Source organism: Kitasatospora sp. RG8, assembly GCF_017813315.1.
Lineage (GTDB): Bacteria > Actinomycetota > Actinomycetes > Streptomycetales > Streptomycetaceae > Kitasatospora.
The window spans coordinates 204,222-229,013 of sequence record NZ_JAGIYX010000011.1; the positions used below are offsets into that span (position 1 = coordinate 204,222).

Sequence of the window (24,792 nt, forward strand, 5' to 3'; positions counted from 1 at the left end):
GGGGCGCACCTGCGTGGTCCGCTGGACGGAACGTCCAGGCTGGACGTACAGTCCAGACATGACTGTCGAGGCCCCCGACCCGCGCGTCCGGACCTGGTCGCCCGTCTGCCAGGCGGTGGCGCTGCTGCTCGGCCCGTACGCCGAAGTGGTGCTGCACGACGTGGCCCGGGACGAGGTGCTCGCGCTCTGGAACCCGATGGGCAGCCGCGCCCCCGGCGACCCGTCCCTGCTCGGCGAGCTCGACGGGCTGGCGCCGACCGCGCCCGATGTCTACGGGCCCTACGAGAAGCTGCTCCCCGACGGGCGGCGCCTCTCCTCGGTCAGCGCCGTCCTGCGTGACACCGACGGGCGGCCCTCGGCGGTGCTCTGCGTCAACCTCGACCGCGGACCGCTCGAACACGCCGCCGCCCTGCTGGCCGGCTTCGCCGCCCCCACCGCGCCACGACCCGAACCGCTCTTCGAGCACGACTGGACCGAGCGGATGAACGACGTCATCGGCGGCTACGTCCGCGCGCACGGGCGGCCGCCCGAGCGCCTCGGCCGGGAGGACCGGCTCGCCGTCCTGCGCGAACTCGACCGGGCCGGGGTGCTCGCCGTGCGCCGCGCCGTACCGGCCGTCGCCACCGCGCTCAGGGTGTCGCGCTCCACCGTGTACGCCCTGCTCGCCGACCTCAGGACCGAGGCCGGCCCCGGTTCCGAGGCCGGCCACGACATCGGCACCGGCACCGGCCCCGGCACCGGCCCAGAGACCGGCACCGGCACCGGCCCAGAGACCGGACCCGGCACCGGACCCGAGAGCCACGCCGGACCCGAGGCCGGGCCGGCGGCCGACGCACCGCAGAGGAACGAGAGATGACCCAGCTCCCCGACTTCCGGCTGGAAACCTACTTCTCCCGCTGGGAGTTCACCGCCCGCCACCACCTCACCGCCTCCGACGCGCAGACCATGGCGATGTCCGAACTGCTCGCCCTGGCCGGCCCCGAGGACCGGCACGCCTGGGAGACCCTCACCCTCGGCTACACCGAGACCTTCGGCGACCCGGCGCTGCGGCAGGCCGTCGCGGGCCTGTACGAGCACGTCGACGCTGACGACGTGGTCTGCTTCGGCGGTGCCCAGGAGGCGATCAACCTCGCCATGCAGGTGTTGCTCGGCCCCGCCGACCACGCCGTCGTCGTGACCCCCAACTACCAGTCCGCGGAGACCGTTCCGCTCTCCCTCTGCGAGGTCACCGGCGTCGCCCTGGGCGCCGGCCAGGACTGGGCGCTCGACCTGGACGAGCTGACCGCGGCGCTGCGCCCCAACACCCGGGTGGTCTCCGTCAACTTCCCCAACAACCCCACCGGCAAGGTGATCGACGCCGCCGACCTGCGCCGGCTCGCCCGAATCTGCGACGAGCGCGGCATCCACCTCTTCAGCGACGAGGTCTACCGCGGCCTGGAGCGCGACCCGGCCCGCACACTGCCGCAGGTCGCCGACCTCTCCGAGCACGCCCTCTCGCTCAACGCGACCTCCAAGTCGCTCGGCCTGCCGGGCCTGCGGATCGGCTGGATCGCCTGCCGCGACCGGGAGTTGCGCAGCCGTCTGGAGCGCGCCAAGCACTACACCACGATCTGCAACTCCGCGCCCAGCGAGATCCTGGCCCGGATCGCGCTCGGCAACCGCGAGTCGATCCTGGCCCGGAACCGGGCGATCATCGCCGCCAACCTGCCGCTCTTCGACGCGTTCTTCGCCGAGTTCGCCGACCTCTTCGAGTGGCGGGCCCCGGACGGCGGCTGCGTCGCGTACCCCCGCTACCTCGGCCCGGACGGGGTGGAGGAGTTCTGCACCGGACTGGTCGAGGAGGCCGGCGTCCTGCTGCTGCCCGCGAGCATCTACCGGTCCGAGCTCACCCCCACGCCCACCGACCGGTTCCGGATCGGCGTCGGGCGCCGCGGCACGGAGCCTGCGCTCGACGCCCTCGCTGGTTGGCTGAAGGGCCGCCGCTGACCGTCCCCACTCGGGTGAACCGTACGGCTCCACCGGCCCGTTGAGGGAGGTACGGGGCCGGGTGGTCCCGCGCACCGGAGGACCTCGGGAGGGCGGCCGTGCTGCGGATGGACGGGCCGTGGCGGATCACGGTCATCGGCAAGGACGCCGCCTTCGAACAGCGGGCGGTGGTCCGGGCCTCGTACGGCACCAGCATCCTCGCGGGGCGCGTGGGGGAGTCCCTGGAGGTCCGTGAGGACGAGTGGGAGCTGGAGCTGGAGCACAGCTGGGACGGGCGCTGGTGGCCCAACGTTCGCGTCCTGCCCGGCCCGGTGCAGAGCCTCGGTTCCGGGGCCCGTGCCCGGGTGATCCGCAGCAAGGACGCCGACTGGACCGGCGGCCATCCGGAACACCCCAACTTCGTGCTGCAGCTGGTCTCGCTGGCCGCCGTCGACTCCAGGGCGGGCGCCGTCGGCGTGGGCTCCGCCGAGGGCGCCCCGGCACGCGCGGTGGTGGCGGGGGCCGCCGCGGGCGGCGTACCGGCATCACCGGGAGTCCCCGCCCGAGCTCCGATGAGGGGGCCGACGGCCGGCGGGACGGGCAGCGGGACGGGCGTGCCGGCGGCGACGCAGTCGATCCGCACCAGCTCCGGCCCCGAGACCGCCGGCCCCGCGAGCACAGGCTCGGGGACCGCCGGCTCGGGGACCGCCGGCTCCGGGAAGGTCGGCTCCTAGACCGTCGGCCCTGGGATGGCCGGTTCCCGGGGAGGCCGTCGGTAGCGGTTCCCCGGCAGCGGAGCACCTACGTCAGCGCAGCTCGGCAGGCCGTTGATCTGGCACCACCCGGCTGCCCCAACTAGGTTCTCCGCCATGAGGATCGGTGAGTTGGTGGGGGCGGGCCGGACGGCGGACGTGTTCGCGCTGGACGACGGCCGGGTGCTGCGTCGCTATCGGGGCGGTGAGGACGCCACGGCTGAGGCCGAGGTGATGGCGTACCTGGCGGAGCGCGGCTTTCCCGTTCCCGCGGTCTGGCCGGGGCCGGCCGCCGGTGAGCTGGTGATGCAGCGGCTGTCCGGAACGACGATGGTGGAGGCGCTGGTCAGCGGCGCGATCACGGCCGAACGGGCGGGCGAGATGATGGCGGGGCTGCTGCGGCGTCTGCACGCGATCCCGGCGCGCCGCTCCACAGACCCCGGGCACCGGGTCCTGCACCTGGACTTCCATCCCGAGAACGTCGTGCTGACACCGGAGGGACCGATGGTGATCGACTGGGCCACCGCCGAGGAGGGGCCGCCCGGTCTGGACTCGGCGATGGCCGCGCTGATCCTGGCGCAGGTCGCCGTCTCCGTGCCCGCCGTCTCCGTGGCGGCCCGGGCCGTGCTCTCCTCGCTGCTGCGGCATCTCGACGGCATCGAGGAGGAGCACCTCGCGGAGGCCAGGACGCAGCGCGCGGCCAACCCGACCCTCGGCCCGGACGAGGTCGGAAGGCTCGACGAGGCGGTGGCCCTGGTCACCGGGACGGCCGGCTCCTGACACACCCCGCTGCTCAGCCCCGGCGCGCGGCCTTCGCCCGGTATTGTCGAAGGTGGTCGGCAGGCCGAGGGCGGCGCGCCGCTCGCCGTGCAGTCGGAGTACGGTGTGCAACAGCGCGGTCCGCTCGGCGAGTTCGCCCTCGCAGACGGCCGGAGCCACCCAGCGGAAGGTGATCCCCTCGGCGGCGAGCTTGCGGCCGTAGCGGCGCAGGTCGGCGCGGAACCGGCGGGAACCGAGCGCGTCCGGGCCCGCCGTGAGGTCGGCGCGCGGGCACGGGGTGCGGCCGGTCTCCACCGCGCCGGGCGGCAGCAGGCCGTGCTGGGCGGGGTCGAGGTCGCCGAGCAGCAGCGTCGTGCGGCGTGCCCGCCGTGCGAGCCAGGCGGCTACCTCGGCGCGGCGCTCCGGCGCGGCGGTGAAGCCGCAATGGTCGGCGGCGCCGGGGCCGGAGCCGAGCACGGTCAGGCAGGGGACGGCCAGCGGTGCGCGCGGGTGCAGGCGGCGCCAGGTGCGCAGCAGCGGGACGACGGCCGACACCCGCCCGTCCGGCTCGCGCCAGACCGTGATCTCACCGGCGCCCTGCCCGGCGCCGAGCGTCTCCCACCAGGCGAGCGCCCACTCGGGCGTGGTGAACCAGGAGCCGCCGGGATCGGCGGCCGCCAACTGCCGCCAGCCGTCCAGCACATCCGTCGGCAGTGCGGCGGTGCGGTACCGGACGGGCGCGGTGGCCCGGGTCACCGTCCCGCTCCCGGTCCCGCTCCCGGGCCCGGTCTCGGTGGTTTCGACAGGTGCCATCCAGACCCCCAGCGCTCGTCAGGCCCCACCGCGCAGCCGGTGCACGGCCGGATGGAGTCCGGAGAGAATTGTGTCGAACCTGTCCCGGCCGGTGGTGGAGTTCACCCGAAGACGGCTGATCCGCAGCGGCCGGCGCGGCATCAGCCGGTCGTGCCGGTGGTCGAACAGGAAGCCGGTGCGGTAGCCGAGCCGGCGCAGCACGGGGTCGGCGCGGTGGTCGACGTTGCCGTTGGGGTAGGCGAAGGCGGTGGGTTCCTCTCCTTCGAGCCAGCCGGTCAGGTCGCGGTGGGCGCGGGTGATCTCGTCCTGGACGGTGTCGTCGTCGCAGTGGTCGAGGCAGGGGTGGCCGGCGGTGTGGTTGCCGATCGCGACTCCGGACCGGCGCAGCGTCAACAGGTCCTGCCGGGTGAGCTGTTCCTGGCGCGGGGCGCCGGCGCGGGCGCTCTCGCGCAGTTCGGCGAGGGCGGTCCGGCGGTCGGTGTCGGGAAGCCGCTTCATCCTGCGCACCACCTCGCCGGGTGCCGTGCTGGCGAGTGCGCGGGCGGTGCCGCCGTGGGCCGCCAGGAACGCGGCCTCGGACCCCCAGAACGGCCGGTCGCCGTCGATGAGTTCGGTGACCACGAAGGCGGCCGCCGGGATGCCGAGGCGGGCGAGGACGGGCAGGCCCTCGGTGAGCACGGTGCGGTCGCCGTCGTCGAAGGTGACCAGCACGCTGCGGTGCGGCAGCGGCCGTCCGGAGGTGACGGCCTGCTCCACCCGGGCCAGCGAGACCGGGCGGGCGACCCGGACGAGGCGGTCCATCTGGAGCGCGAACGTCCGGGGGTCGTCGATGCCGTGGTAGGCGAGGACGGCGAGCCGGCGGGTGGCGGCGAGCCGGAACAGTGGCTGTGCGGGGGAGCGGCGCAGGACGGCGTCGACGGTGCCGCGCCGGCTGGCGAGTCGCCCGCGCGGTGGTGCGGCGGCCGGGCCGACGTGGGCCGCGGCGCGGACCGGGCCGCCAGGGCCGTCAGGGACGTCAAGGCCGCGAGGGCCGTCAGGGTCGTCCGGACCGGTCGCGTCGGCTTCCGGTTCGTTGGTGCTGGTGCTGGTGCTGGTGCTGGTGCTGGTGCTGGTGCTGGTGCTCGGGCCGACGCCGGACCCGGCCGAACGCGCGGTCCCCTCGGGCATCGACACGCTCCCCCTTCGTTCCCGTAGGTGTCGCCGTGGCGGGGGCGGAGCGCGGTGCGCGGTGCGCGGGCGGGCCTCGTGGCTCGGGGCACGCCTGCCGGGTGGGCGGCCCGCCCCGCTCCACGCATGGCCAAGATAGTGCAAAATCCCATGCTCCGAGAGGGGTTGTACACGCCGGGCGGGCTTCGGCGGGAGGTTGGCGCATTGTCGGCGCGCCCTTGGCCCGGGTGCGGGCCGGGAGCTTCCTGAGTGGCTGCCGGTGGAGTTGGTGGTGTTCGGGGGGCAGGGCCCAGCCGTGCCCCCCGAACCGTTTCAGGCCTACGGAACCCCCACGGTCCCCGGAGGCCTCACGAACCCTGCCGGGATCAGAACGGGTTGGTACAGGTGGTGACCCGCTGCGCGGCATCCAGCGCCGGGCCGCCGGTGGCGCAGATCATCCGGAGATCGCCGGTGACCACGCGGGGCGTGACGGCCTTGGCGGACCCGTGGGTGACGGTGGTCGCGGACGCGACGGTGACCCACGGGCTGCCCCAGGCCCGCTGCGTCCGGACCTCGACCCGGACGAGCGTCAGCTGTGCCGGGTCGGCGGCCGAGACCTGCGCCACCCCGACGAAGCCTCCGTCGGTCGTCTCCTGCCAGGCGCACGGCAGGTTGACGGCGGCGATGCACGCCACCTTGTCCGACGTGTCGGCGACCGTGGCCGCCGAGGCCGGAAGGGCCGTTGCGGCCGTGATCCCTGCCACGGCGACCATCAGAGCTGCGATCCTAGCGTGCATGATAGGAACCTCCTTGGAAATCAAGGGAATCTCACTGGGTGGGATGAGTCTTGCACATATTGTGGACATGCCACATGTGCGCTGCATCACACTCAAGGTGACGGTTCAACTACGTGCTGCAACCATGGTGGCCATGTGCCCCGGGAGCCCCGGCCGCCCCCGGGAGGCGCCGGTGACGACTCAGCGGGCCGGCGGCATCACCATCCGCCGCCCGGCCGTCGCCCCGCCGTCCACCGGGACGGACGCGCCGCTCTGGTAGGCGAAGTCGTCCGAGGCGAGCGCCAGGATCGCCCGGGCGATCTCCGCGGGCTCGGCCATCCGCTCCAGCCCCTCGACGTTCAGCGGGCCGAACGCCTGCTTGAACCGCGCCCAGTCGGCGTCCGGCACGCCCGGCGGGCGGACGAACGCGGTGTCGGTGGTGCCCGGCAGGATCGCGTTGACCCGGATGCCCCGCGGCCCGTACGCCAGGGCCGCCGCCTTGACGATGCCCTGGATCGCCCGCTTGCTCGCCGCGTAGGCTCCGCCGTTCGGCCGGGCCTGCTCGGCGGCCGAGGACGCCGTGCAGACGATCACCCCGCGCCCGGCCTTCAGCATGCGCGGGACCTGGTACTTGACGGCGAGGAACACTCCGCGGGCGTTGGTGTTCATGACGTCGTCCCACTCGGCGACGGTCATTTCGTGGAGCAGCCGGCCGCTGCCGATCCCGGCGTTGTTGACCGCGATGTCGATGCCGCCGTACCGGGCCGCCACCTGCTCGGTGAACCGCTCGACCTGGGCCGGGTCGCGCACGTCCGCCGGGAAGTAGGAGGCCTCGCCGCCGCCGTGGCGGATCTCCTGCTCGACCTGGCGGCCGAGTTCGGCCCGTCGGCCGCAGAACCCGACCCGCGCGCCCTCGGCGGCGAACGCGGTCGCGGCCGCCCGTCCTATCCCCGAGGTGGCGCCGGTGATCAGCACGGTCCGGCCCTCGAACCGGCGTGGTGTGCGCCGCTCCTGCGGGGCGGCCTCGGCGCGGCCGGCGGCGCCCAGCGGGCCGGCCGTGGCCGCCGCGGCGGCCAGCCCGAGCACGGAGGCGCCCAGGAGGGACCGTCGCGCGGGGGTGGCTGCCGGTGAAACGGCGCCGGGGGCAGGGGTGTTGGTGGTGTCCATGGCCGAAACTCTGGCAGCCGCCGGCGGGTGTGTCTCTCGGCCGACCGGCCCGACCCGCCGACCGGGAGGAGGAGCGGCCTCCGCCTCCCGGAGGAGGTCCGGCCCGTCCGACCGGCCGCCAACTCGGTGATGAGCAGGCGGAATCGGCGCCCGGTGGCGAGGGCCCGGTGCCGCCACGCCACGGCGTTCACTCGTTCGAGTGGCGGACCGGCGCGAGGCGGTTCGGACGGCTACGATCGACCCGACCCACGGAGGTGGCCTGCATGGACACGGTCATCGTGCAACTGCCCGAACCCCGCCCGGAAGCCCGCCGCGAGTCCCCCGGCGGGCTCGTGTCCGGCGGGCCGTCGATCCGGCCCGCGAGCCTCGGCCGGCATCCGGGCCCTGCCCGGCCCGCCGGTTCCACCCGGCCCGCCGGCCCCGCCCGGCCGGTGCTGCTGCACCTGGGCCCCGGCGAGGCGGCCGAGTTCGGGCGTGGCGAACCCGGCCGCCCCGTCGCCATCCCGCTCGCCGACCAGGGCGTCTCGCGCCGGGCGGGCGAGATCACCGCCGCCGAGGACTACTGGCGGCTCTCCAACTTCAGTGCCTCCGCCACCTATGTGGTGGAGAACCTGGAGGGCGCCGGCGAGCACGTCAAGGTCGCGCCCGGCCGGCTCGGCGCGCCGGTGCCGTTCGAGTTCTCCCGGGTGCTGCTGCCGGCTCTCGGCGAGCCGGCCGCCTTCAAGGTCTTCGCACCCCAACACGCCTACCTGGAGGGCGAGTCCGACGCCCGTGACGGCGAGCGGACGGTCAGCCCGTTCGCCCTCGACCCGACCTCCAAGTACTTCCTGGTGCTGCTCGCCCTCTGTGAACCCCGGTTGCGCTCGCCCTCCGCCGCCTCCGTCCCCGGCGTCACCGACGTGGTGTCCCGGCTGCGCGCCCTGCCCGCCTGCCGGGAACTCACCCGATCCGCCGTCAACTACCACATCGACTACCTGGTGGCGACCAAGCTGCGCCTGCGCGACACGCCCGAGGAGGCGGCGGACGGGGCCGGCCGCAGCGGGGGCAAGCGGGAGGAACTCGTTTCCCTGGCGCTGAGGTTCGACCTCGTCCGGGAGGAACACCTGGCGCTGCTCCCGCCCCGGCGCGGCGGCTGACGGCGCCGTGTCGCCGCCCGCGCAGCCCGCCGCCCCGCGGCCGGACCGGTCCGAGGAGCCGCCGGTCGCGGTGCCGCCCGGTTACCCCGTGGCCGGCTACCGTACCGGCGAGCCGATCGGCGCCGGCGCCTGGGGCACCGTTCACGCCGCCCACGGGACGGGTGAACTCCCGGACGCGGCGGTGAAGTTCCTCAGCCCGGCGCGGCTCAGCCCGGGGCAGCGGCGGACGATGGCGCAGGTCGCCCGGAGCGAGATGCGGTTCAGCCGTCTCGCCGACCACCCGCACCTGATCCGCACCCTCGCCGTCGTCACCGTCGACGACCCCACGCACCCCGGGCTCGACGGGGCGGTGGCCCTGGTGATGGAACGCGCCGCCCGCAGCCTCCAGGACGTCCTGGCCGCCGCCCGTCCGCATGCGCCCGTCCCCGGCGCCGAACGGATCCTCGCCGAGGTCGGCGCCGGTCTCACCCACATGCACGGCGCCGGCTGGGTGCACGGCGACCTCAAGCCCGGCAACATCCTGCTGATGGCCGACGGCACCGCCAAGCTCGCCGACTTCGGCCTCACCGCCGAGCTGGAGGGCACCCACGCCTATGCGCCGCCGCTCGGTTCGCCCGACCACGTCCCGCCCGAGTGGTGGTCGGAGCGGACCGGCGCCCGCGGCGTCGCCCTGCGCCCCAGCGCCGACATCTGGGCCTTCGGCGTCCTCGCCCACCAGCTGCTCACCGGCGGGCTGCACCCCTTCCTGGGTGCGACCGCCCGCGCCCGCTCGCTCGCCGCGCAGGCGTACGCGCGCGGCGCGGCGCCGCTGCGGCTGGACGATGCGCTGCCCGCCTGCTGGCGGGAGGTGGTGACGGCCTGCCTGGCCGTGGACCGGGAGGCGCGGGGGCGGGTGGACCTCACCGCCCTGCTCACCGCCGCCGCGGCGAGCGGGCGGCAGGGCACCGCCGCGGGCCGGGAACGCGGAGGTCGGCGGCGGACCCGGCCGGGCAGTGCGGGTGCGGGCAGTCCGGGTCCGGGGCCGGGTCCGGGCCGTGCGACCGCGGGCGGTGCGGGTGCGGTCACGGGTGCGGGCAGGCTGGTGGGGCTGGCCGGGGTGGTTGCGGCGGCCGCCGTGGTGCTCGCCCTCACCGGCGCCCCGGAGCCCGTCGGGTCCCCGGAGCACGTCGGGTCCCCGGAGCACGTCGCCACGGCCGGGCCGGCGCCCGGTGCGTCGCCGCCGTCCTCCCCGGCCGGCCTGCTCCCGCCCGGTGCGAAGGTGCCCGCGGTGGCGCCGTCCGGTGCGAAGGTGCCGGTGGCGGTTCCGTCCGGTGCACTCCCACCCGGTGCCGATGTGCCCGCCGAACTGCGCGGCCCGATCGACGACGCGGCCCGTCGGTGCCCCGAGCCGGAGATCACTCCGGCGCTGCTGGCCGCGATGCTCAAGGCCGAGAGCGGCTTCGACCCGAAGGCCGCCCACCCCGAGTCCGGCGAGTACGGCATCGCGATGTGGACGCCCGCCGTCTTCAACGCCTGGGCGCAGGACGCCGACCACGACGGGGTGAAGGACTACCTCGACCCGGTCGACGCGATCGCGTCGATGGGCAACTACGTCTGCTGGCTCGACCAGCAGTTCAAGCACCGGGGGATGACGGGCAGTCTGCCGGCCCTCGTCACGGCCGGCTACCGGACCAGCGACAAGACCGTCGCCGACGCCGGCGGCGTCCCCGACCGGGTGAGTGCGCATGTCGCCAAGGTGCTCGGTTACCTCGCCGAGTACGGTGGCTGACCAGCGCGGACGTCGCTCGCGGCACTGGGGCCCGGTCACATCGGCGGGGGTGACCGGCGCCGTCGCCCGGCCATCGCGGTGACGGGATGCGATGCTCGGCCGCATGATCAGAAAGCTCCACGCGGTCATCGCCCAGTGGACCGTGGTCGTCCCGGTGGCGTCCCTCGTCCTTCTCGTCCTGACCTGGCACCGTGACGTGCCCGGCTGGGTGGTGGCCCAGGTGGCGTGCTTCCTGGGTGCCGCGGTGCTCGCCGCCGTTCACCACGCCGAGGTGATCGCCCACCGGGTCGGCGAGCCGATGGGTTCGCTGGTGCTCGCCGTGGCGGTGACCGTCATCGAGGTGGCGCTGATCGTGACGCTGATGGCCGACGGCGGGGACAAGGCCGCCACGCTGGCCCGGGACACCGTGTTCGCCGCCGTGATGATCACCTGCAACGGCATCTTCGGACTGTCCATCCTGATCGGCGCGCTCAAGTACCGGGTGGCGGTGTTCAACGCCGAGGGCACGGGTGCGGCGCTGGCCTGCATCGGCACACTCGCCACGCTCAGCCTGGTCCTGCCGACCTTCACCACCAGCTCGCCGGGCCCGCAGTTCTCCTCCACCCAGCTGGTCTTCGCGGCGGCCGCCTCGATCGTGCTGTACGGGCTGTTCGTGGCCACCCAGACCATCCGGCACCGGGACTACTTCCTGCCGGTCACGCCGGAGGGCAAGATCCTCACCGAGGAGGACCACGCCGAGCCGCCGACCAACCGGGCGACGCTCGCCAGCCTGGTGCTGCTCGGCGTCTCACTGGTCTCGGTGGTGGGCCTGGCCAAGGGCGTCTCTCCCACCATCGAGTCGGCGGTCGAGTCGGCCGGACTGCCGTCCTCGGTGGTCGGCGTGGTCATCGCGCTGCTGGTGCTGCTGCCGGAGACCATCGCGGCGCTGCGTGCGGCCCTGCGCAACCGGGTGCAGACCAGCCTCAACCTGGCACTCGGCTCGGCGCTGGCGAGCATCGGGCTGACCATCCCGGCGGTGGCCGTCGCCTCGGCCTGGCTGCCCGGCCCGCTGGTGCTCGGGCTCGGCCCGTCGCACCTGGTGCTGCTCTCGCTGACCATCGCGGTCGGCACGCTGACGGTCATTCCCCGGCGGGCCACCCCGCTGCAGGGCGCGGTGCACCTGGCGGTGATGGCGGCGTTCGTGGTGCTCGCGATCAACCCGTGACCGGAGCGGGCCCGTGCCCGTGCCTGTGCCCGTGCCCGTGCCTGTGCCCGTGCCTGTGCCCGTGCCCCGGCTGGGCCGGTGGCGATGCGGGCCCGCCCCCTGGCCGGGCCCGCCCGCCGGTTTCCGGCCCCGGTTTCTCACCGGAGCGTTCCCGGAACCGGCGGGCGGGCCGGCGACCTGTCGGTCACCGGCCCGCCCGTTCTGCTTCCCGGGGTCAGGAGGACTTGCGGGTGCGGCGGGTGTAGACCACGGCGCCTGCGCCGGCCAGCAGCAGCGCGGTGCCGGTGCCGGCGTACAGCAGGGTGCCGTCGCTACCGGTGGAGGCGAGGTTCTTTCCGGCCTGCGCGGCGCCCGGGATCGGGGTCGGGACGCTGACCGCGGCGGGCATGATCAGCGGCTTGTCCGGGTTGACCACGGTGTTGGCCGGCGGGGTCTGCACCGGGACGGTCGCGGTCGGGGCGGTGGACGGGCCGGTGGTCGGGGCCGGGGCCTCGGTGCTCGGCGCGGCGGTGGCCGGGGTGGTGGCCGACGAGGTCGCGGACGGGGTCGCGGACGGCTTCTCCGTGGTGGTCGCCGACGGGCTGGCCGACGGCGTGGTGGTCGCGGTCGGCGAGGCCGGCACGCTCGGCGTCGTGGTCGGCGTGCTGGTCGCAGACGGCGTCTGCGAAGGCGTCGCCGAGGGGGACTGCGACGGCGAGGTCGAGGTGGTCGGCGTGGCGCTCGGAGAGGCGGGCGGGGTCTTGGACGGGGTCTTGGACGGGGTGGCGCTCGGGGAGGCCGACGCGGTCTTGGACGGGGTGGCGCTCGGCGAGGGCTTCCCGGTCGGGGCCGGGGTCTTGCCGCCGCAGTCGACCTTGAAGACCTTGTGCTTGGGGTTGTTGAGGTCCGGCTCGGCCGGCAGCTTCCCGTCGACCAGCTCGACCGAGGCCCAGTACAGCTTGTACTGGCCGTCCGGCAGGTTGATGTCCTCGGTGCGGACGTGGCCCTTGCCGTCCACCGGCAGGTCGCCGAACGCGACGGCCTTCTCGGTCTTGTCGTGGACCTCGGCGATCAGCCAGATGACGTCCTGGCCGGGGTCGAAGCCGAAGGAGTCCAGGTAGAAGGTGCAGACCTTGGGCTCGTTGCGGGTGTCCTCCTGCCCCGTCGCCGTGTCGTGGATCTTGACGGTGCCGTTGTTGCCCTTCGGGGGCTTGCCTCCGGCGACCGCGTGCGCGGTCGGCGCGAGCAGCAGCAGGGCGGCGGCGGTGGGAACGGCGACGAGGGATCGCGCTGCGGTGGAGCGGATGCGCATGCTGGTGTCCATGGTGGATCGGCGGGCCGGGTGAGGCCCGCGAGGCAGGTGGGAGAGCCCTCGGCAGCCGGAACCCCGACCGGTGACGATGGGTGACGGCGAACGAGAGGCCCTAACGTTGCGCAGCCGCTGCGGCGATGCAAGGCAGATTTGGCCGGATTGCCATGCGGGCAGGCTAATTGTCCGATTTAGTCCCGTGCAACGATCCGATCACCCGATTGTGAGAGATACGTGCACCGCCCGGGGTGCCGATCCTCCGGAGGCCACCATGCCCGAAGGGGCGGCACAGGAGGCCGCGCCCGGGCCGCGGCCTCCACCCGTGGCCGCACCGCCCCTGACCCATGCCGTGACCCGCCCCGTGACCCGCCCCGTGACCCGCGCGGCGCCGCGGCCCGTTCCGCGTCGACGTGGGCGCACGCGCGCGACGCCGGGGACGCCGCCGAAGCCGCCGCCGGGGCCCGCCGAAGCCGCCGCCTCTGCGCCGACGGAACCGTGCCCTCGGTCGCCCCGCCTCCTCCGCCCGTGGCGAGGGGTGCGAGGATGGCCCCGACCGCCCCTGAAGGCGGACCTCCGCCGACCGGCCGCCCCCACACCCCGGGGCGGCCCCATCCGGGCACACGGCGATGTGGTCCGCCCTGCGTACCCCGGCAGCCCTCCGGCGCGGCGTCTCCCTGAACGCACTCCCTCACCTGCGAAGAAGACGCATCGCGATGCACCGAACCCTCACCACCCCCGTACCCAGATCCACCCGCGCACCCAGATCCGCTCCCGCACCCCGACCCGCTCCCACCGACCTCCTGTCCGTCGCAGGGCGCTCCCGAGGGCCGCTGCGTGCCGCCGCCGCCCTCGGCGCCGGCGGCCTGCTGCTCACCGGCTGCGGCAGCCCCGCCCCGGCTCCCGGCAGCCAGGACGACCTCCAGGCCCGGCTCCCCAAGGCGGTCAAGGCCGCAGGGGTGCTCAAGATCGGCTCCTACCTCAACTACCCGCCGGTGGACTTCAAGGACTCCGGCGGCGCGCCCGCCGGGCTCGACCCGGAGCTCGCCAAGGCGATCGGCTCCGCGATCGGGCTGAAGGTCGAGTTCACCGACATGCCGTTCGAGAAGCTGATTCCGGCCGTCCAGGCCAAGCAGATCGACCTGGCGATGTCCGCGGTGATCGACACCAAGCAGCGCCAGCTGGGCGCCGCCGACGACGGCCACCAGGCCGATGCGGGCGTGGACTTCGTCGACTACTTCGGCTCCGGGACGTCGATGGTGGTCAAGGCCGGCAACCCGCTGAACCTCTCCTCCCTGGAGAGCCTCTGCGGCCGGACCGTGGCCGTCCAGCGCGGCACCGTCCAGGACGAGCTGGCCACCCGGCAGACCGCGGCCTGCCTGCGGACCGGCAAGCAGCTGCAGATCCACCGCTTCGAGAGCGACGACCAGGCGCTCGCCGAGGTCGCCGCCGGCGCGGCGGCCGCCGACCTGAACGACTACCCGGTGGCCCAGTACAACACCACCCAGCCGGGCCGCGTCGGCACCTTCGAGCTGGCCGGCTCCAACTTCCTGCAGGCCGGTCCGTACGGCATCACCGTCGCCAGGGGCAACACCGCCCTGCGCGACGTCATCGCCAAGGCGCTCGACGAGGTGATCCACAGCGGCGAGTACGACAAGATCCTCGCCAAGTGGAACCTCCACCGCGGCGCGGTCTCCAGCGCCGTCGTCAACGGCGGTCTCTGACCTCCGGGGGCGCGCGCGGCGACCCGTGTCGCACGTGCCCGAGGGAGCCCCGAACACCGTCGCGGGTGCCGACGCCCCGCCCCGATGGCCGGTAACGACCGGTCATCGGGGCGGGGTCCGCGTGTCGGGGCGCGGCACGGTGGCCGCTGTCCCTATCGTCGGTGACCGCGAGTCCGCAGCCGATCCGACCCGTGGGAGTGCCTGATGCCCGGCCCAGAGCAGCAGTTGTCCACCGATCTCGCGCCCGGCCGCGGGCCGGAGCACGCCGACGTGATCGTGGTGGGCGCGGGACCGGCGGGCTCCACCGCCGCCTACCACCTCGCCCGGACCGGCCTCGACGTGCTGCTGCTGGAGAAGTCGGCCTTCCCCCGCGAGAAGGTCTGCGGCGACGGTCTGACACCGCGCGCCGTCAAGCAGCTGGTCGACCTCGGCATCGACGTCTCCGAGGAGGCCGGCTGGCTGCACAACCGGGGACTGCGCGTGGTCGCCGGGGAACGACGACTGGAGTTCGACTGGCCCCAGCTCTCGGCCTTCCCCTCGTTCGGACTCGTCCGGCGGCGCGCCGACTTCGACGAACTGCTCGCCCGCCGGGCCGCCTCGGCCGGCGCGCGACTGGTCGAACGGGCCAACGTGGCAGGCCCGTTGGTCGACGAGCGGACCGGCCGGATCACCGGGGTGACGGCCCGCCTCGGCGAGGACCGGCAACCGGTCAGCTACCACGCGCCGCTGGTCGTCGCCGCGGACGGGAACTCCACCCGGCTGTCGCTCGCCATGAAGCGCTACCGCCGCACCGACCGGGCGATGGGCGTCGCCTACCGGACGTACTTCACCACCCCGCGGCACGACGACCGCTACCTGGAGGCCTGGCTCGACCTGCGCGACCCGCGGGACCCGGCCAAGCGCCTGCTGCCCGGCTACGCCTGGGTGTTCGGGATGGGCGACGGCACCGCCAACGTCGGCCTCGGCGTGCTGGACACCGCCGCCGTGGCCCGCGAGGTGGACTGGCGGGACCTGCTCCAACGCTGGTGCGCCCTCCTGCCGCCCGAGTACGGCTTCACGCCCGAGGGCATCACCGAGCCCGTCCGCGGTTCGGCCCTCCCGATGGGGCTCAACCGCCAGCCGCACTACGCCGACGGGCTGTTGCTGATCGGCGACGCGGGCGGCACGGTCAGCCCGGCGACCGGCGAGGGCATCGCCTACGCGATGGAGTCCGGCCGGTACGCCGCCGAGACGATCGTCCAGGCGCTGGCCCGGCGCACCGACCGCGGTCGCGAACTCGCCCTGCGCGCCTACCCGCAGGCGCTGCGCGCCGCCTACGACGGGTACTTCGCGCTCGGCCGGCTGGTCGCCGACGTGCTGGGCCGCCCCCGCCTGCTCGGCACGGCCGGCGCGCTCGGCCTCGGCCACCCCGCCCTGCTGAAGGTGGCCTTCCGGCTGATGGTCAACCTGACCGAGCCGAACTCCCGTGACGCGCTCGACCGGCTGCTCCACGCCCTCGGCAAGATGGCGCCGAGCAGCCGGTCCTGACGGAACATCGCATAGAGAGGCGTCCTCGCGGCGAGGGCCCCCGCTGCGAGGGGTCCTCGCCGGACGACGCCTCTCCGTCGCTGCGCCTCCTCGCCCGCGCGCCGCGTTCCGTCAGGCGTTGAACCACCGCTTGCCGTCGTTCGACATGAAGGCCGTGACGATCAGCAGGGCGATGGCGAGCGCGGCGAGCGCGATGAACGCGCCGGAGAAGAGCTGGAGCAGGCCGGAGATGATCGAGAGCCACTCGATCACCAGTACGGTGATCCTGGTCCAGCCGGCCCGGCGCGGGGCCAGCGCGGCGCAGATGCCGAGGATGACGGCGATGAGGAGCGACAGGGCGGCGACGAGCCTGACCAGCCCGGCGTCGTCGCCGGTCTCGTCGCTCATCAGCGCGAACAGGAAGAGCCCGGCGAGGCCGTTCAGGACGGCATGCACCCACACCCCTGCGACCGCCCACCGGACCGAGCCCGGCATCTTCTCGGGCCCCCACTGCTGTGCCTGGTACGACATCGCTGTCCACCCCCGGTTGTCGGTACGGCGACGGCCTGACGGCCGGGCCGTATCCGTGATGGTCGGGGCGACTTGACGCACTGTCAACGCATTTGATGGCGCCCGGAACGGCTTCGTTACGACGCGGCTCCGAGCGCGGCTGCGGGGGCGGATCCGGGTGTGCATCCGGGTGTGATCCAGGGGGCGGGTGGGGTCCGGGCCGACGGTGCCGGCCGACGGCGAGAGGGGGCGGCAAGCACGGGTGGAGCGGCGGTGCGGCGGTGCGGACGGTGCCGGCCGGGCGCGCCATGGGGCGCCGTGGGGCGCGACCATTCCCCGGGGGGCGTGACCCTCCATCCTGCACGCCCCCCGGGTCGGACACGGGCGGGTTGGCCGAAACAGGAGAAAACACCGGCATGACGGGCCCGTCCTGTTGACGTGGAGTCAGGTGATCCGCTTGCCTGGGTGGCGACCTGGACACGGAGGGTGACGGATCATCCTCCGGTCCCTATGACCTTGATACGACGGAGACACCGTGCGCCTTCGCCTTCGCCTGTTCGTCGCACCGCTGACCGCGGTCGTAGCGCTGCTCGCCCCCGCCCTGCCGGCCTCCGCCGCGGCCACCGCCGATGCGGCCACCGCGACCCCCTCCGACGAGTGCTCGGCCGCCGACTACCACGGCGATCCGCGCCTCGGCCCCGAGGACCTGCCGACCACCGGCCCGGTCGGCCGCGAGCTGATCGGCTACAAGCGCACCGGCGGCCTCTCCGAGGACAAGTTCCTGACCACCTACTACAGTCCCACCGCCAACAACGGGAGCCCGGGCTGGATCTACCCGCCGGCGAACGGCTACGTCACGCTGCCCGACGGCAGCCCGATCGAGTTCGAGCTCACCCTCTACCCGAACCAGAACATCGACCGTTACGGCAGCGAGTACGGCTCCTTCCTCGCCCCCGAGGGCCTGCCCTACGCCAGCCGCTCGATCCCGCCGCAGAGCCTCGACAGCAACCCCGCGGCCCCCTGCAACTACCACGACTACAAGGTGCTGAAGCCGTTCAAGGTGCACGCCGGCCCGATCGCGCCCTGGTTCGGCCAGCCCGGCTACGGTTTCCAGTACCAGCTCGACGCCGCCCTCGTGCCGAACGGCCCGGCCCGGCTGAACGTGCTCTGGCTCGTCGACAACGGCTACCTCGCCCGGATCTGACGCCCTCCCGGGCCGGTTGCTGCGGCCGGTGCGCCGGGGGCTGTCGTCCCCGGCGCACCGGCCCTCCCCGCCCGCGCCGGCCCTCCCCGCCCGCGCCGGCCCTCCCCGCCCGCGCCGGCTCTCCCCGCCCGGACCGGCCGCACTCGCCCGTCCCTGCCCGCCCCCGGAGCGCTGGACGTCGTCCGCCGGGCCCGCGCGCCGCGCCGGTTCCCCCGGCCCGGCGGAATTCGCTGGCGCGCCCACCCGGAGCCGGGATAGGAAGGGCGGATGAGCACCATCGAAACCGCAGCCGACCAGCGCTCGTTCATCCCGGTCACGCTCGACCTGGGAGACGTCGTCCTGTGCCCCTGGGGGCGGAAGACCGACGTCCGTGGCGGCGCCGTGCCCGCCCTGATCGCCGCCGCGGCCGATCCGGCGATCGCCCTGTGGAGCCCGCTGCACACCACCGACGAGGCCGGTGCCGAGGCGTACCTCGACCGCTGCGACGCCCGTTGGGAGAGCGGCGACAGCGCCGCCTTCGCCGTCCTCGACGGCGCCGACCGGACGCTGCTGGGAAACACCGCCCTGCGCTGGGTGAACCGGGCGGACGGCCTCGCGATGATCGGCTACTGGCTGGTACCGGCCGCCCGCGGCCGCGGCGCCGCCGGCCGGGCGGTCAGAGCGGTCACCAGCTGGGGCATCGCCACGGCCGGGACCCGCCGCATCGAGATCGCACACGCGGCCGGCAATGACGGCTCCTGCCGGGTCGCCGAACGCTGCGGCTTCCCCTACGAGGGCACCCTGCGGGCCTCGTACCTCTTCGGTGACGGCAGGTACCACGACGAGCACCTGCACGCCCGGCTCGCCGACGACCCCGAGCCCGCGTAGCCGGTGGTGGGCGCCGGCCGCGGCCGCCAGTAGGCGTCGGAAGCCGTCGGCGGGCGCCGGAAGCCGTCGGCAGGTGAGAAAGCGGTGAGATCCACTAGGGCTCCCGCCTTCCCGTTCACCCTCTCTGACCTGCGGAAACGTTCTCCCCGGTGGAACGTGAAGGGTCTCTTGGGGGCGCGCGCACGGTCGGCTCCGCTGGCATGGTTGGCCTCCCAGGCAGAACCGGCAGCCGAGGAGGGCACCGTGACCGTACCGCTCGCACACCGAGCCCGTCCGGCCGGTCCGGCCCGTCGCCCGGCCCGCCGCCCGCTTCCCCCCGGCACCACGGCCCTCGTCGTCCGGTCGGTGATCGCGGCGGGCGCCGTGGCCGTGCTGGCGCTCTGGTGGCGGGACACCGAGCGGATCGCGGGTCCCGCGCAGTGGCTCACCGGCGCCGGCCGGATCAGCGGACTGCTCGCCGGATACGCGGCCCCCGTCCTGGTGCTCCTGATGGCCCGGCTGCCGTTCCTGGAACGCGGAGTCGGCGCCGACCGCCTCGCCCGCTGGCACGCCTGGGGTGGTCGCTACCTGGTCGGGCTGGTCGCCGTCCACGTGCTCACCGTGGTCTGGGGCTACGCCCTCACCGACGGCCGCGGCCTGATCGGCGAGGGCGTGGACATCGTCCTGCACTGGCCCGAGATGCTGAAGGCCGGGCTGGCCACCCTGCTGATGCTCGGCACGGGCCTGGTCTCCGCCCGTGCCGCCCGCCGCCGCCTCAGCCACGAGACCTGGTACTACCTGCACCTCGGCACCTACCTCGCGGTCGCCCTCGGGTTCGGCCACCAGCTCGCCACCGGCGCCGATCTCGGCCCGGGCCCCGCCCGCCTCGCCTGGACCGCGCTCTACCTCGGCACCGCGCTGCTCGTCGGCTGGTACCGGCTGGCCGTCCCCTGGCTGCGCGACCGCCGTCACCGGCTCACCGTCGCCGAGGTCCGGCCGGAGGGCCCGGGCGTCGTCTCGGTCTTCCTCACCGGCCACCGGCTGCCCGAACTGCGCGCCGAACCGGGCCAGTTCTTCCGCCTCCAGTTCCAGACCCGGGCACTGCGCTGGGCCGCCAACCCCTACTCGCTCTCCGCGCCCGCACACCCGCAGTTCCTCCGCTTCACCGTCAAGGACCTCGGCGCGCACAGCGCCGCCGTCGCCGCGCTGCGCCCCGGCACGAAGGTCCGCGCCGAAGGACCCTACGGGGCGTTCACCGCCCGGCGGCACCGGGCACGCAAGGTGCTGCTGCTCGGCGCGGGCGTCGGCATCACACCGCTGCGGGCGCTGTTCGAGACCCTGCCCGGCGAGGTGACCCTGGTCCAACGGGCCCGCACCGCCGACGACGTGCTGTTCCGCGCCGAACTCGCCCAGGTCGCCGCCCGGCGCGGCGCCCGCGTGCTCGAACTGCTCGGCAGCCGCGCCCAGACCGGGGACCTCGGTACCGCGCTCGCCCGGCTCGTCCCCGACCTCGCCCGGCACGAGGTCTACCTGTGCGGCCCGGCCCGGTTCAGCGAGGACGCGGTCCGCGCGTTGCGGGCGGCCGGGGTACGTCGCGGGCGCATCCACCACGAGTCCTTCGAGCTCTGACCGGGCCACGCCGTGCCTCTCCGCCTCTCCGTCCCCGCCTCTCCGCTTCCCCGTCTCCCCGCTGCCCTTCCCGCCGCCCCCTTCTCCGCCGTCCCGCCTTCCCGCCGTCGATATCGATAGGAGCGACCGATGCGAAGAGCCGTCGTCACCTGCACCGCCACCGCCGCCGGCGTGATCCTGCTGCTCTCCCTCAAACCCCACGACGGCGGGGGCGGCTCGACCCCGACGGCGCTGTCCGCCGCGGGAGCGGCGCAGGCCTCCCCGGGGGCCTCCGCGCCCTCCTCCTCCGGCTCCTCCGGTTCCTCCTCCGGTTCCTCCTCCGCGTCCTCGCCCGGGTCGTCCTCCCTGCGGACGGTCACCGGGGACGCCGTCCCCACCCGGTACGGGCCGGTCCAGGTGAAGGTCACGCTCGACGGAACGAAGATCACCAAGGTCGACGTCGTGAAGTACCCCACCAGCGACCGCCGCGACCGGGAGATCAACACGAGCGCCATACCCGTGCTCAACCAGGAGGCACTCGCCGCCCAGAGCGCCGACGTCGACGTGGTCTCCGGCGCCACCTACACCAGCGACGGCTACACCCGCTCGCTCCAGAGCGCCCTCGACCAGGCCGACCGGTGAGTGCCCCGCCGCGGCCGCTGCTCCGGCACACCGAGCACGTCATGGGCACGGTGTTCTCGTTCGCCGTCCGCGATCCCGCACCCGGGACGGAGGCCGCCCTGCGCCGGATCGCCGGACGGCTGCACGAGATCGACGCGGTCTTCTCCCCGTACCGGTCCGACAGCGACGTCAGCCGCCTCGATCGGGGCGAACTCGCCCTGGGCGGTTGCCACCCCGACGTCGCAGAGGTGCTCGCCCGCTGCCGCGAGGTGGCCGCGGAGACGGACGGCTGGTTCACCGACCGCCCCGCCGGACGGCTCGACCCCAGTGGCTGGGTCAAGGGCTGGGCGGTGGAGGAGGCGTCCAGGATGCTGCGCGCCGCAGGATCGGCCGATCACGTCGTCAGCGGCGGCGGCGACGTCCAAACGGCGGGTGGCCCCTGGCGGGTGGGCATCGCCGACCCGCTGAACCCCGGCGCCCTGGCCGCCACGGTGACCGGACACGACCTCGCGGTCGCCACCTCCGGCACCGCCGAACGCGGCCCGCACATCATCGACCCCCACACCGGCCGGCCGGCCACCGGGCTCGCCTCCCTCACCCTGGTCGGCCGCGGCCTCGCCCGCACCGACGCCTGGGCCACCGCCGCCTTCGCCATGGGCCCCGCCCGCGCCCTCGCCTGGGCCACCCGGCACCCCGCCGTCGAAGCCCTCGCCATCACCCCGGACGGCACCCGGCACCGCACCCCGGGCTTCCCGACGGCGTGAGCGGCGGGCCGGTGGCGGACGACTTCCCGTGCCGGGGCCCGTGGAGGCGTTCTGGCCAGGCGCGGGGCGGGGGTGGGGGCCTAGTCTGGAAGGGCGCGCCCGTGTGCGGCACGGAACGGGAAGCGGTGGGCCATGACGGTCATCTCGGCGGCACTCTTCGGTACCGACTGGCGAGCCGCGCTGCCCGGTAGCGGGCCCGCCCCCGTGCCGGACGATGCCGAGCTGTTGCGCGAGTGCGACGCGCGCGGCTGGACGGTGGTGCTCACCGGGCCCGGCCCGGCCGGTGCACCGGTCCTGACCGTGAACACCCCGGGCGGCGACCCCGTTCGTACCGCCCTCGACCTCGTGGACGCCCCGCCGCCGCACGCGGTGTTCGTCGCCGGGAGCGTGCCCGAGGTACTGGCGGCGCGCCGGGCCGCCGTGCCCTGTGTCGCCCTGGAGACCGGAGGCACGACCGGTCCCGAACTTCGAGCGGCGGGCGCGGTCGAGGTGCACCGCGACGCCGCCGCCCTGCTGCACGTGCTGGACGACAGCCTGTTGGCCCGCCCCAGGGCCTTCGGGGCCTGCCGTCCGACCCCTCCCGCCGTACCGGCCGGCCGGAGCGGTTGAGGCACAGTCGAACCGGGCATCCGCCCGGACGTGAGAACGACGTCACCGGACGGCTCGGAGGTGACCGAGATGGACGGACCCGGGTTGAGCGGCCGGGAACGGCGGCTTCTGGAGGAGATCGAGTCCGATCTGCGCCAGGACACGCGCCTGGACCGGCGGTTGAGCACGATGGGGGCCAAACAGCCGGGCCGGATCCGGCTGCTGCAGCGCCGCGTGGCGCAGAAGGTGCCGCCGGGTGCTCTGATGACCGCGTTGGTGATGGGCGCGATCTGCCTCAGCATCGGCGCGCGCACCCCGACCGCGCCGGTCCTGGTCGCGGTCGCGCTGGTCTGGGCGGTCAGCGTGGGTGTCGCGGTCGGGGTCGCGGCCCTGCTGCGCCGCCGGCGACCGGGCCACCTTTCGGACGCGGACGGCACGGACCTCCTGGGTGGCGAGGGCCGCGACCGCGGAGAACGGGGTGGTCGTCGCGAGCGCGGTGAACACGGGGAGCGCCGTCCCTGGGACCAACCGGAGGCGTGAGTGCCATGACGACCGACCTGTGGGAGTACCGTCCGGGCTCCCACCATGCCGCCGACCTGAACCTGGTCGGCTACGAGGTGGAGGCGACGGACGGCCCGCTCGGCCGGGTCGAGCAGGACGCCGGCGACCACCTGCTGGTCGACGCCGGGCCCTGGGTGCAGGGCACCAGGCTGCTGGTCCCGGTCGGCCTGGTGGCCCGGATCGACCACCTGGAGCTGGTGGTCCACCTGGACTGCCCGCGCGCCCGCGTCCGCTCGGCCCCGCCGCCCGCCGCCGTCGAGCTGACCCCCGGCGACCTGACCACCCATGGCCGGACGGTGCTGGACCAGCACTTCTCGGGGTGATCGCCGGTGCCGCTGGTGACCCTGACCGGACGGACGGTCGCCTTCCTGGTCGCGCCGAAGGGGGTCGAACAGATCGAACTGACCTCGCCCTGGCAGGCGGTGGCCGAGGCGGGCGGCACCCCGCGGCTGGTCTCCACCCGGCCCGGTCGGGTACAGGCCTACCGGCACCTGGACCGGGCCGACACCTTCGCCGTGGACGACGTCGTGGCGGAGGCCGATGACGCCCGGTACGACGCCCTCGTCCTGCCGGGCGGCGTCGCCAACCCCGACCACCTGCGGCTGGACCAGCACGCCGTGGCCTTCGTCCGCGCCTTCTGCACCTCCGGCCGGCCGGTCGCCGTGATCTGCCACGGCCCGTGGACGCTGGTGGAGGCGGACGCGGTGCGCGGGCGGACCCTGACCTCCTGGCCCAGCATCCGCACCGACCTCGTCAACGCGGGCGCCCAGTGGGTGGACGAGGAGGTCCACGTCTGCCGGGACGGCCCCGGCGTCCTGGTCTCCAGCCGCAAACCGGGCGACCTCCCGGTCTTCAACGACACGCTGGTGACCGAGTTCGCCCGCGGGCCGCGCGCGGAGACCAGCCCGCCCTGGCCCACGGCCCACGCACCCGAACCGTCCCGCCACGCGCGGTGACGTCATGTGGTCCCGCCACGCGCGGTGACGCCGTGCGCCGGTGCGGGGCTCCTCGGTGCGGGGCGTCTCATGGTGGGGCTCCGCCCGTTGAGGTGGCGCGGTCGGCGGGGGCCGTCGGCACCACGCGACCCCGTGCGCCCGGCAGGGCCGGGCGCACGGGGTGACTGGACGGGGACCGAACGGGGACCTGAGGGTGATCTGGGGGGACTTGAACGGGTCGGCTCGGGGCGCGGGCGAACTGACGCGGAGTCACACGGTGTGCTGCGCGGAGGTTTCAGTCCCCGCGCAGGCGGACGAAGGTCGCCGTCGGCGGCCGGCCGGTGACCGTCACCTCGGCCCGGAGCACCGCGGTGAGCGGGTGGAGGGTCCCGTGGTCCGGGTCGCGGACCGGCTCACCGAGCCGCCCCCGCACCCCCTCGGCGACCTGCCGGGACTGCACCGGTGTGAGCTGCGGGGTGGAGAGCAGCACCCGGCCGTCGGCCAGCTCCAGGACCAGCGCCCGTGGCCGGGCCGCCGTGCCGATGACGGCGCGGACGGCTGCGTCGAGGGTGTCGGAGCGCCGGTACTTCACCCAGACGCGGCCCGCGCCGCGCGGGCGGTAGGAGGAGCCGGTCGCCTTGCACACCAGGCCCTCCACCCCGGTGTCGGCCAGCTGTTCCATCCAGGCCAGCGCCTCGGCCCGGTCCGTGGTGGCCATCACCGGCTGGACCGGCGGGGGCACGTCGGCGAGGGCGGCGAGCAGCAGCCGGCGCCGGTCCGCGAGCGGCAGCCGCCGGACGTCCCGCCCGGGAAGCGCCAGGACGTCGAAGGCGATCAGGCCGAGCGCGGTGTCGTCGGCGGCCCGGGCCTGCCGGGTACGCAGCAGCTCCTCGAACGCGAACCGGCCACCGCGCCAGGCGACCAGCTCGGCGTCGAGCACAAGCCCGGCCGGGAGCCGGGCGACGGCGGCGGCGACCGGCGGGAACTCGCCGGCGAGGTCCCGCCCGGACCGCGACTGGAGGTACGGGGGCTGCTCGCCGCGTGCGAAGGCCACGCAGCGGAAGCCGTCGAGCTTCAGTTCGTACAGCACGCCCGAGCCGCCCAGCCCGTCCGGCGGGGGAACGGTGGGGACGGCGGCCGGGCGCATCACCTCG

24 protein-coding genes are annotated in these 24,792 nt (G+C 74.8%); 18 read left to right on the forward strand and 6 right to left on the reverse strand.

Annotated elements, in window-relative coordinates:
* Nucleotides 1-58 precede the first annotated feature (58 nt).
* The 4 genes from J5Y04_RS19000 (at nucleotide 59) to J5Y04_RS19015 (ending at nucleotide 3,497) form a co-directional block, all read left to right on the forward strand.
* Nucleotides 59-856: a transcriptional regulator gene (locus tag J5Y04_RS19000; protein WP_209413237.1), complete on the forward strand. Its 798-nt coding sequence runs from the start codon at nucleotides 59-61 to the stop codon at nucleotides 854-856.
* Complete coding sequence (locus J5Y04_RS19005; RefSeq protein ID WP_209413238.1) at nucleotides 853-1,986, forward strand: aminotransferase class I/II-fold pyridoxal phosphate-dependent enzyme; 1,134 nt, start codon at nucleotides 853-855, stop codon at nucleotides 1,984-1,986. Before J5Y04_RS19000 ends, J5Y04_RS19005 begins: the two co-directional genes overlap by 4 nt.
* A 98-nt stretch (nucleotides 1,987-2,084) precedes the next feature.
* On the forward strand, nucleotides 2,085-2,699 hold the full coding sequence (locus tag J5Y04_RS19010) for a hypothetical protein (RefSeq protein WP_209413239.1): 615 nt from the start codon (nucleotides 2,085-2,087) through the stop codon (nucleotides 2,697-2,699).
* 135 nt (nucleotides 2,700-2,834) lie between these two features.
* On the forward strand, nucleotides 2,835-3,497 hold the full coding sequence (locus J5Y04_RS19015; protein WP_209413240.1) for a phosphotransferase: 663 nt from the start codon (nucleotides 2,835-2,837) through the stop codon (nucleotides 3,495-3,497).
* An 810-nt stretch (nucleotides 3,498-4,307) separates the two neighbouring features.
* Here J5Y04_RS19015 and J5Y04_RS19020 read toward each other — a convergent pair.
* The 3 genes from J5Y04_RS19020 to J5Y04_RS19030 all read right to left on the reverse strand — a co-directional run bounded on the left by J5Y04_RS19020 (nucleotide 4,308) and on the right by J5Y04_RS19030 (nucleotide 7,378).
* Nucleotides 4,308-5,456: a polysaccharide deacetylase family protein gene (locus J5Y04_RS19020; protein WP_245205025.1), complete on the reverse strand. Its 1,149-nt coding sequence runs from the start codon at nucleotides 5,454-5,456 to the stop codon at nucleotides 4,308-4,310.
* 365 nt (nucleotides 5,457-5,821) lie between these two features.
* Nucleotides 5,822-6,232: a hypothetical protein gene (locus tag J5Y04_RS19025; RefSeq protein ID WP_209413241.1), complete on the reverse strand. Its 411-nt coding sequence runs from the start codon at nucleotides 6,230-6,232 to the stop codon at nucleotides 5,822-5,824.
* A gap of 180 nt (nucleotides 6,233-6,412) precedes the next feature.
* Nucleotides 6,413-7,378, reverse strand: coding sequence for an SDR family NAD(P)-dependent oxidoreductase (locus J5Y04_RS19030; RefSeq protein ID WP_209413242.1), 966 nt, complete (start codon nucleotides 7,376-7,378; stop codon nucleotides 6,413-6,415).
* A 263-nt stretch (nucleotides 7,379-7,641) separates the two neighbouring features.
* Between J5Y04_RS19030 and J5Y04_RS19035 the strand changes: the two genes are divergently transcribed.
* The 3 genes from J5Y04_RS19035 (at nucleotide 7,642) to J5Y04_RS19050 (ending at nucleotide 11,486) form a co-directional block, all read left to right on the forward strand.
* Nucleotides 7,642-8,514: a serine/threonine protein kinase gene (locus J5Y04_RS19035; RefSeq protein WP_245205026.1), complete on the forward strand. Its 873-nt coding sequence runs from the start codon at nucleotides 7,642-7,644 to the stop codon at nucleotides 8,512-8,514.
* An 88-nt stretch (nucleotides 8,515-8,602) separates the two neighbouring features.
* A complete protein-coding gene (locus tag J5Y04_RS41895) occupies nucleotides 8,603-10,282 on the forward strand; it encodes a protein kinase (protein ID WP_307853192.1) in 1,680 nt (559 codons plus the stop codon).
* A gap of 103 nt (nucleotides 10,283-10,385) precedes the next feature.
* The gene (locus J5Y04_RS19050) at nucleotides 10,386-11,486 is read left to right on the forward strand and encodes a calcium:proton antiporter (RefSeq protein WP_209413243.1); all 1,101 of its coding nucleotides are present in this window, start codon (nucleotides 10,386-10,388) and stop codon (nucleotides 11,484-11,486) included.
* A gap of 214 nt (nucleotides 11,487-11,700) precedes the next feature.
* Here J5Y04_RS19050 and J5Y04_RS19055 read toward each other — a convergent pair whose 3' ends face one another.
* Entirely contained in the window at nucleotides 11,701-12,777 is a 1,077-nt protein-coding gene (locus J5Y04_RS19055; RefSeq protein ID WP_209413244.1) for an LPXTG cell wall anchor domain-containing protein, read from the reverse strand.
* A gap of 710 nt (nucleotides 12,778-13,487) precedes the next feature.
* On the opposite strand from J5Y04_RS19055, the gene J5Y04_RS19060 reads away from it, so the two are divergent.
* Both J5Y04_RS19060 and J5Y04_RS19065 read left to right on the forward strand, forming a co-directional pair.
* On the forward strand, nucleotides 13,488-14,495 hold the full coding sequence (locus J5Y04_RS19060) for an ABC transporter substrate-binding protein (protein WP_209413245.1): 1,008 nt from the start codon (nucleotides 13,488-13,490) through the stop codon (nucleotides 14,493-14,495).
* Nucleotides 14,496-14,699: 204 nt separating this feature from the next.
* The gene (locus J5Y04_RS19065) at nucleotides 14,700-16,022 is read left to right on the forward strand and encodes a geranylgeranyl reductase family protein (RefSeq protein ID WP_209413246.1); all 1,323 of its coding nucleotides are present in this window, start codon (nucleotides 14,700-14,702) and stop codon (nucleotides 16,020-16,022) included.
* Nucleotides 16,023-16,133: 111 nt separating this feature from the next.
* Here J5Y04_RS19065 and J5Y04_RS19070 read toward each other — a convergent pair whose 3' ends face one another.
* Nucleotides 16,134-16,532, reverse strand: coding sequence for a hypothetical protein (locus J5Y04_RS19070; protein ID WP_209413247.1), 399 nt, complete (start codon nucleotides 16,530-16,532; stop codon nucleotides 16,134-16,136).
* Nucleotides 16,533-17,046: 514 nt separating this feature from the next.
* Between J5Y04_RS19070 and J5Y04_RS19075 the strand changes: the two genes are divergently transcribed.
* The 9 genes from J5Y04_RS19075 (at nucleotide 17,047) to J5Y04_RS19115 (ending at nucleotide 23,659) form a co-directional block, all read left to right on the forward strand.
* Entirely contained in the window at nucleotides 17,047-17,715 is a 669-nt protein-coding gene (locus tag J5Y04_RS19075) for a TNT domain-containing protein (RefSeq protein WP_307853193.1), read from the forward strand.
* A 267-nt stretch (nucleotides 17,716-17,982) separates the two neighbouring features.
* Nucleotides 17,983-18,582: a GNAT family N-acetyltransferase gene (locus J5Y04_RS19080; RefSeq protein WP_209413248.1), complete on the forward strand. Its 600-nt coding sequence runs from the start codon at nucleotides 17,983-17,985 to the stop codon at nucleotides 18,580-18,582.
* Nucleotides 18,583-18,825: 243 nt separating this feature from the next.
* The gene (locus tag J5Y04_RS19085; RefSeq protein WP_209413249.1) at nucleotides 18,826-20,190 is read left to right on the forward strand and encodes a ferric reductase-like transmembrane domain-containing protein; all 1,365 of its coding nucleotides are present in this window, start codon (nucleotides 18,826-18,828) and stop codon (nucleotides 20,188-20,190) included.
* 129 nt (nucleotides 20,191-20,319) lie between these two features.
* The gene (locus tag J5Y04_RS19090) at nucleotides 20,320-20,811 is read left to right on the forward strand and encodes an FMN-binding protein (RefSeq protein ID WP_209413250.1); all 492 of its coding nucleotides are present in this window, start codon (nucleotides 20,320-20,322) and stop codon (nucleotides 20,809-20,811) included.
* Between the two features lie 41 nt (nucleotides 20,812-20,852).
* On the forward strand, nucleotides 20,853-21,554 hold the full coding sequence (locus J5Y04_RS19095) for an FAD:protein FMN transferase (protein WP_209413284.1): 702 nt from the start codon (nucleotides 20,853-20,855) through the stop codon (nucleotides 21,552-21,554).
* Between the two features lie 132 nt (nucleotides 21,555-21,686).
* Nucleotides 21,687-22,163, forward strand: coding sequence for an HAD family hydrolase (locus J5Y04_RS19100; RefSeq protein WP_209413251.1), 477 nt, complete (start codon nucleotides 21,687-21,689; stop codon nucleotides 22,161-22,163).
* 69 nt (nucleotides 22,164-22,232) lie between these two features.
* Nucleotides 22,233-22,682 (forward strand): DUF3040 domain-containing protein, encoded by a 450-nt coding sequence (locus J5Y04_RS19105; RefSeq protein ID WP_209413252.1) that lies wholly within the window; start codon nucleotides 22,233-22,235, stop codon nucleotides 22,680-22,682.
* Nucleotides 22,683-22,687: 5 nt separating this feature from the next.
* Nucleotides 22,688-23,026: a PRC-barrel domain containing protein gene (locus tag J5Y04_RS19110; protein ID WP_209413253.1), complete on the forward strand. Its 339-nt coding sequence runs from the start codon at nucleotides 22,688-22,690 to the stop codon at nucleotides 23,024-23,026.
* Nucleotides 23,027-23,032: 6 nt separating this feature from the next.
* Entirely contained in the window at nucleotides 23,033-23,659 is a 627-nt protein-coding gene (locus J5Y04_RS19115; protein WP_307853194.1) for a type 1 glutamine amidotransferase domain-containing protein, read from the forward strand.
* A 274-nt stretch (nucleotides 23,660-23,933) separates the two neighbouring features.
* On the opposite strand, the gene J5Y04_RS41900 is transcribed toward J5Y04_RS19115, so the two are convergent.
* A complete protein-coding gene (locus J5Y04_RS41900; RefSeq protein WP_245205058.1) occupies nucleotides 23,934-24,785 on the reverse strand; it encodes a DNA ligase in 852 nt (283 codons plus the stop codon).
* Nucleotides 24,786-24,792: the final 7 nt, after the last annotated feature.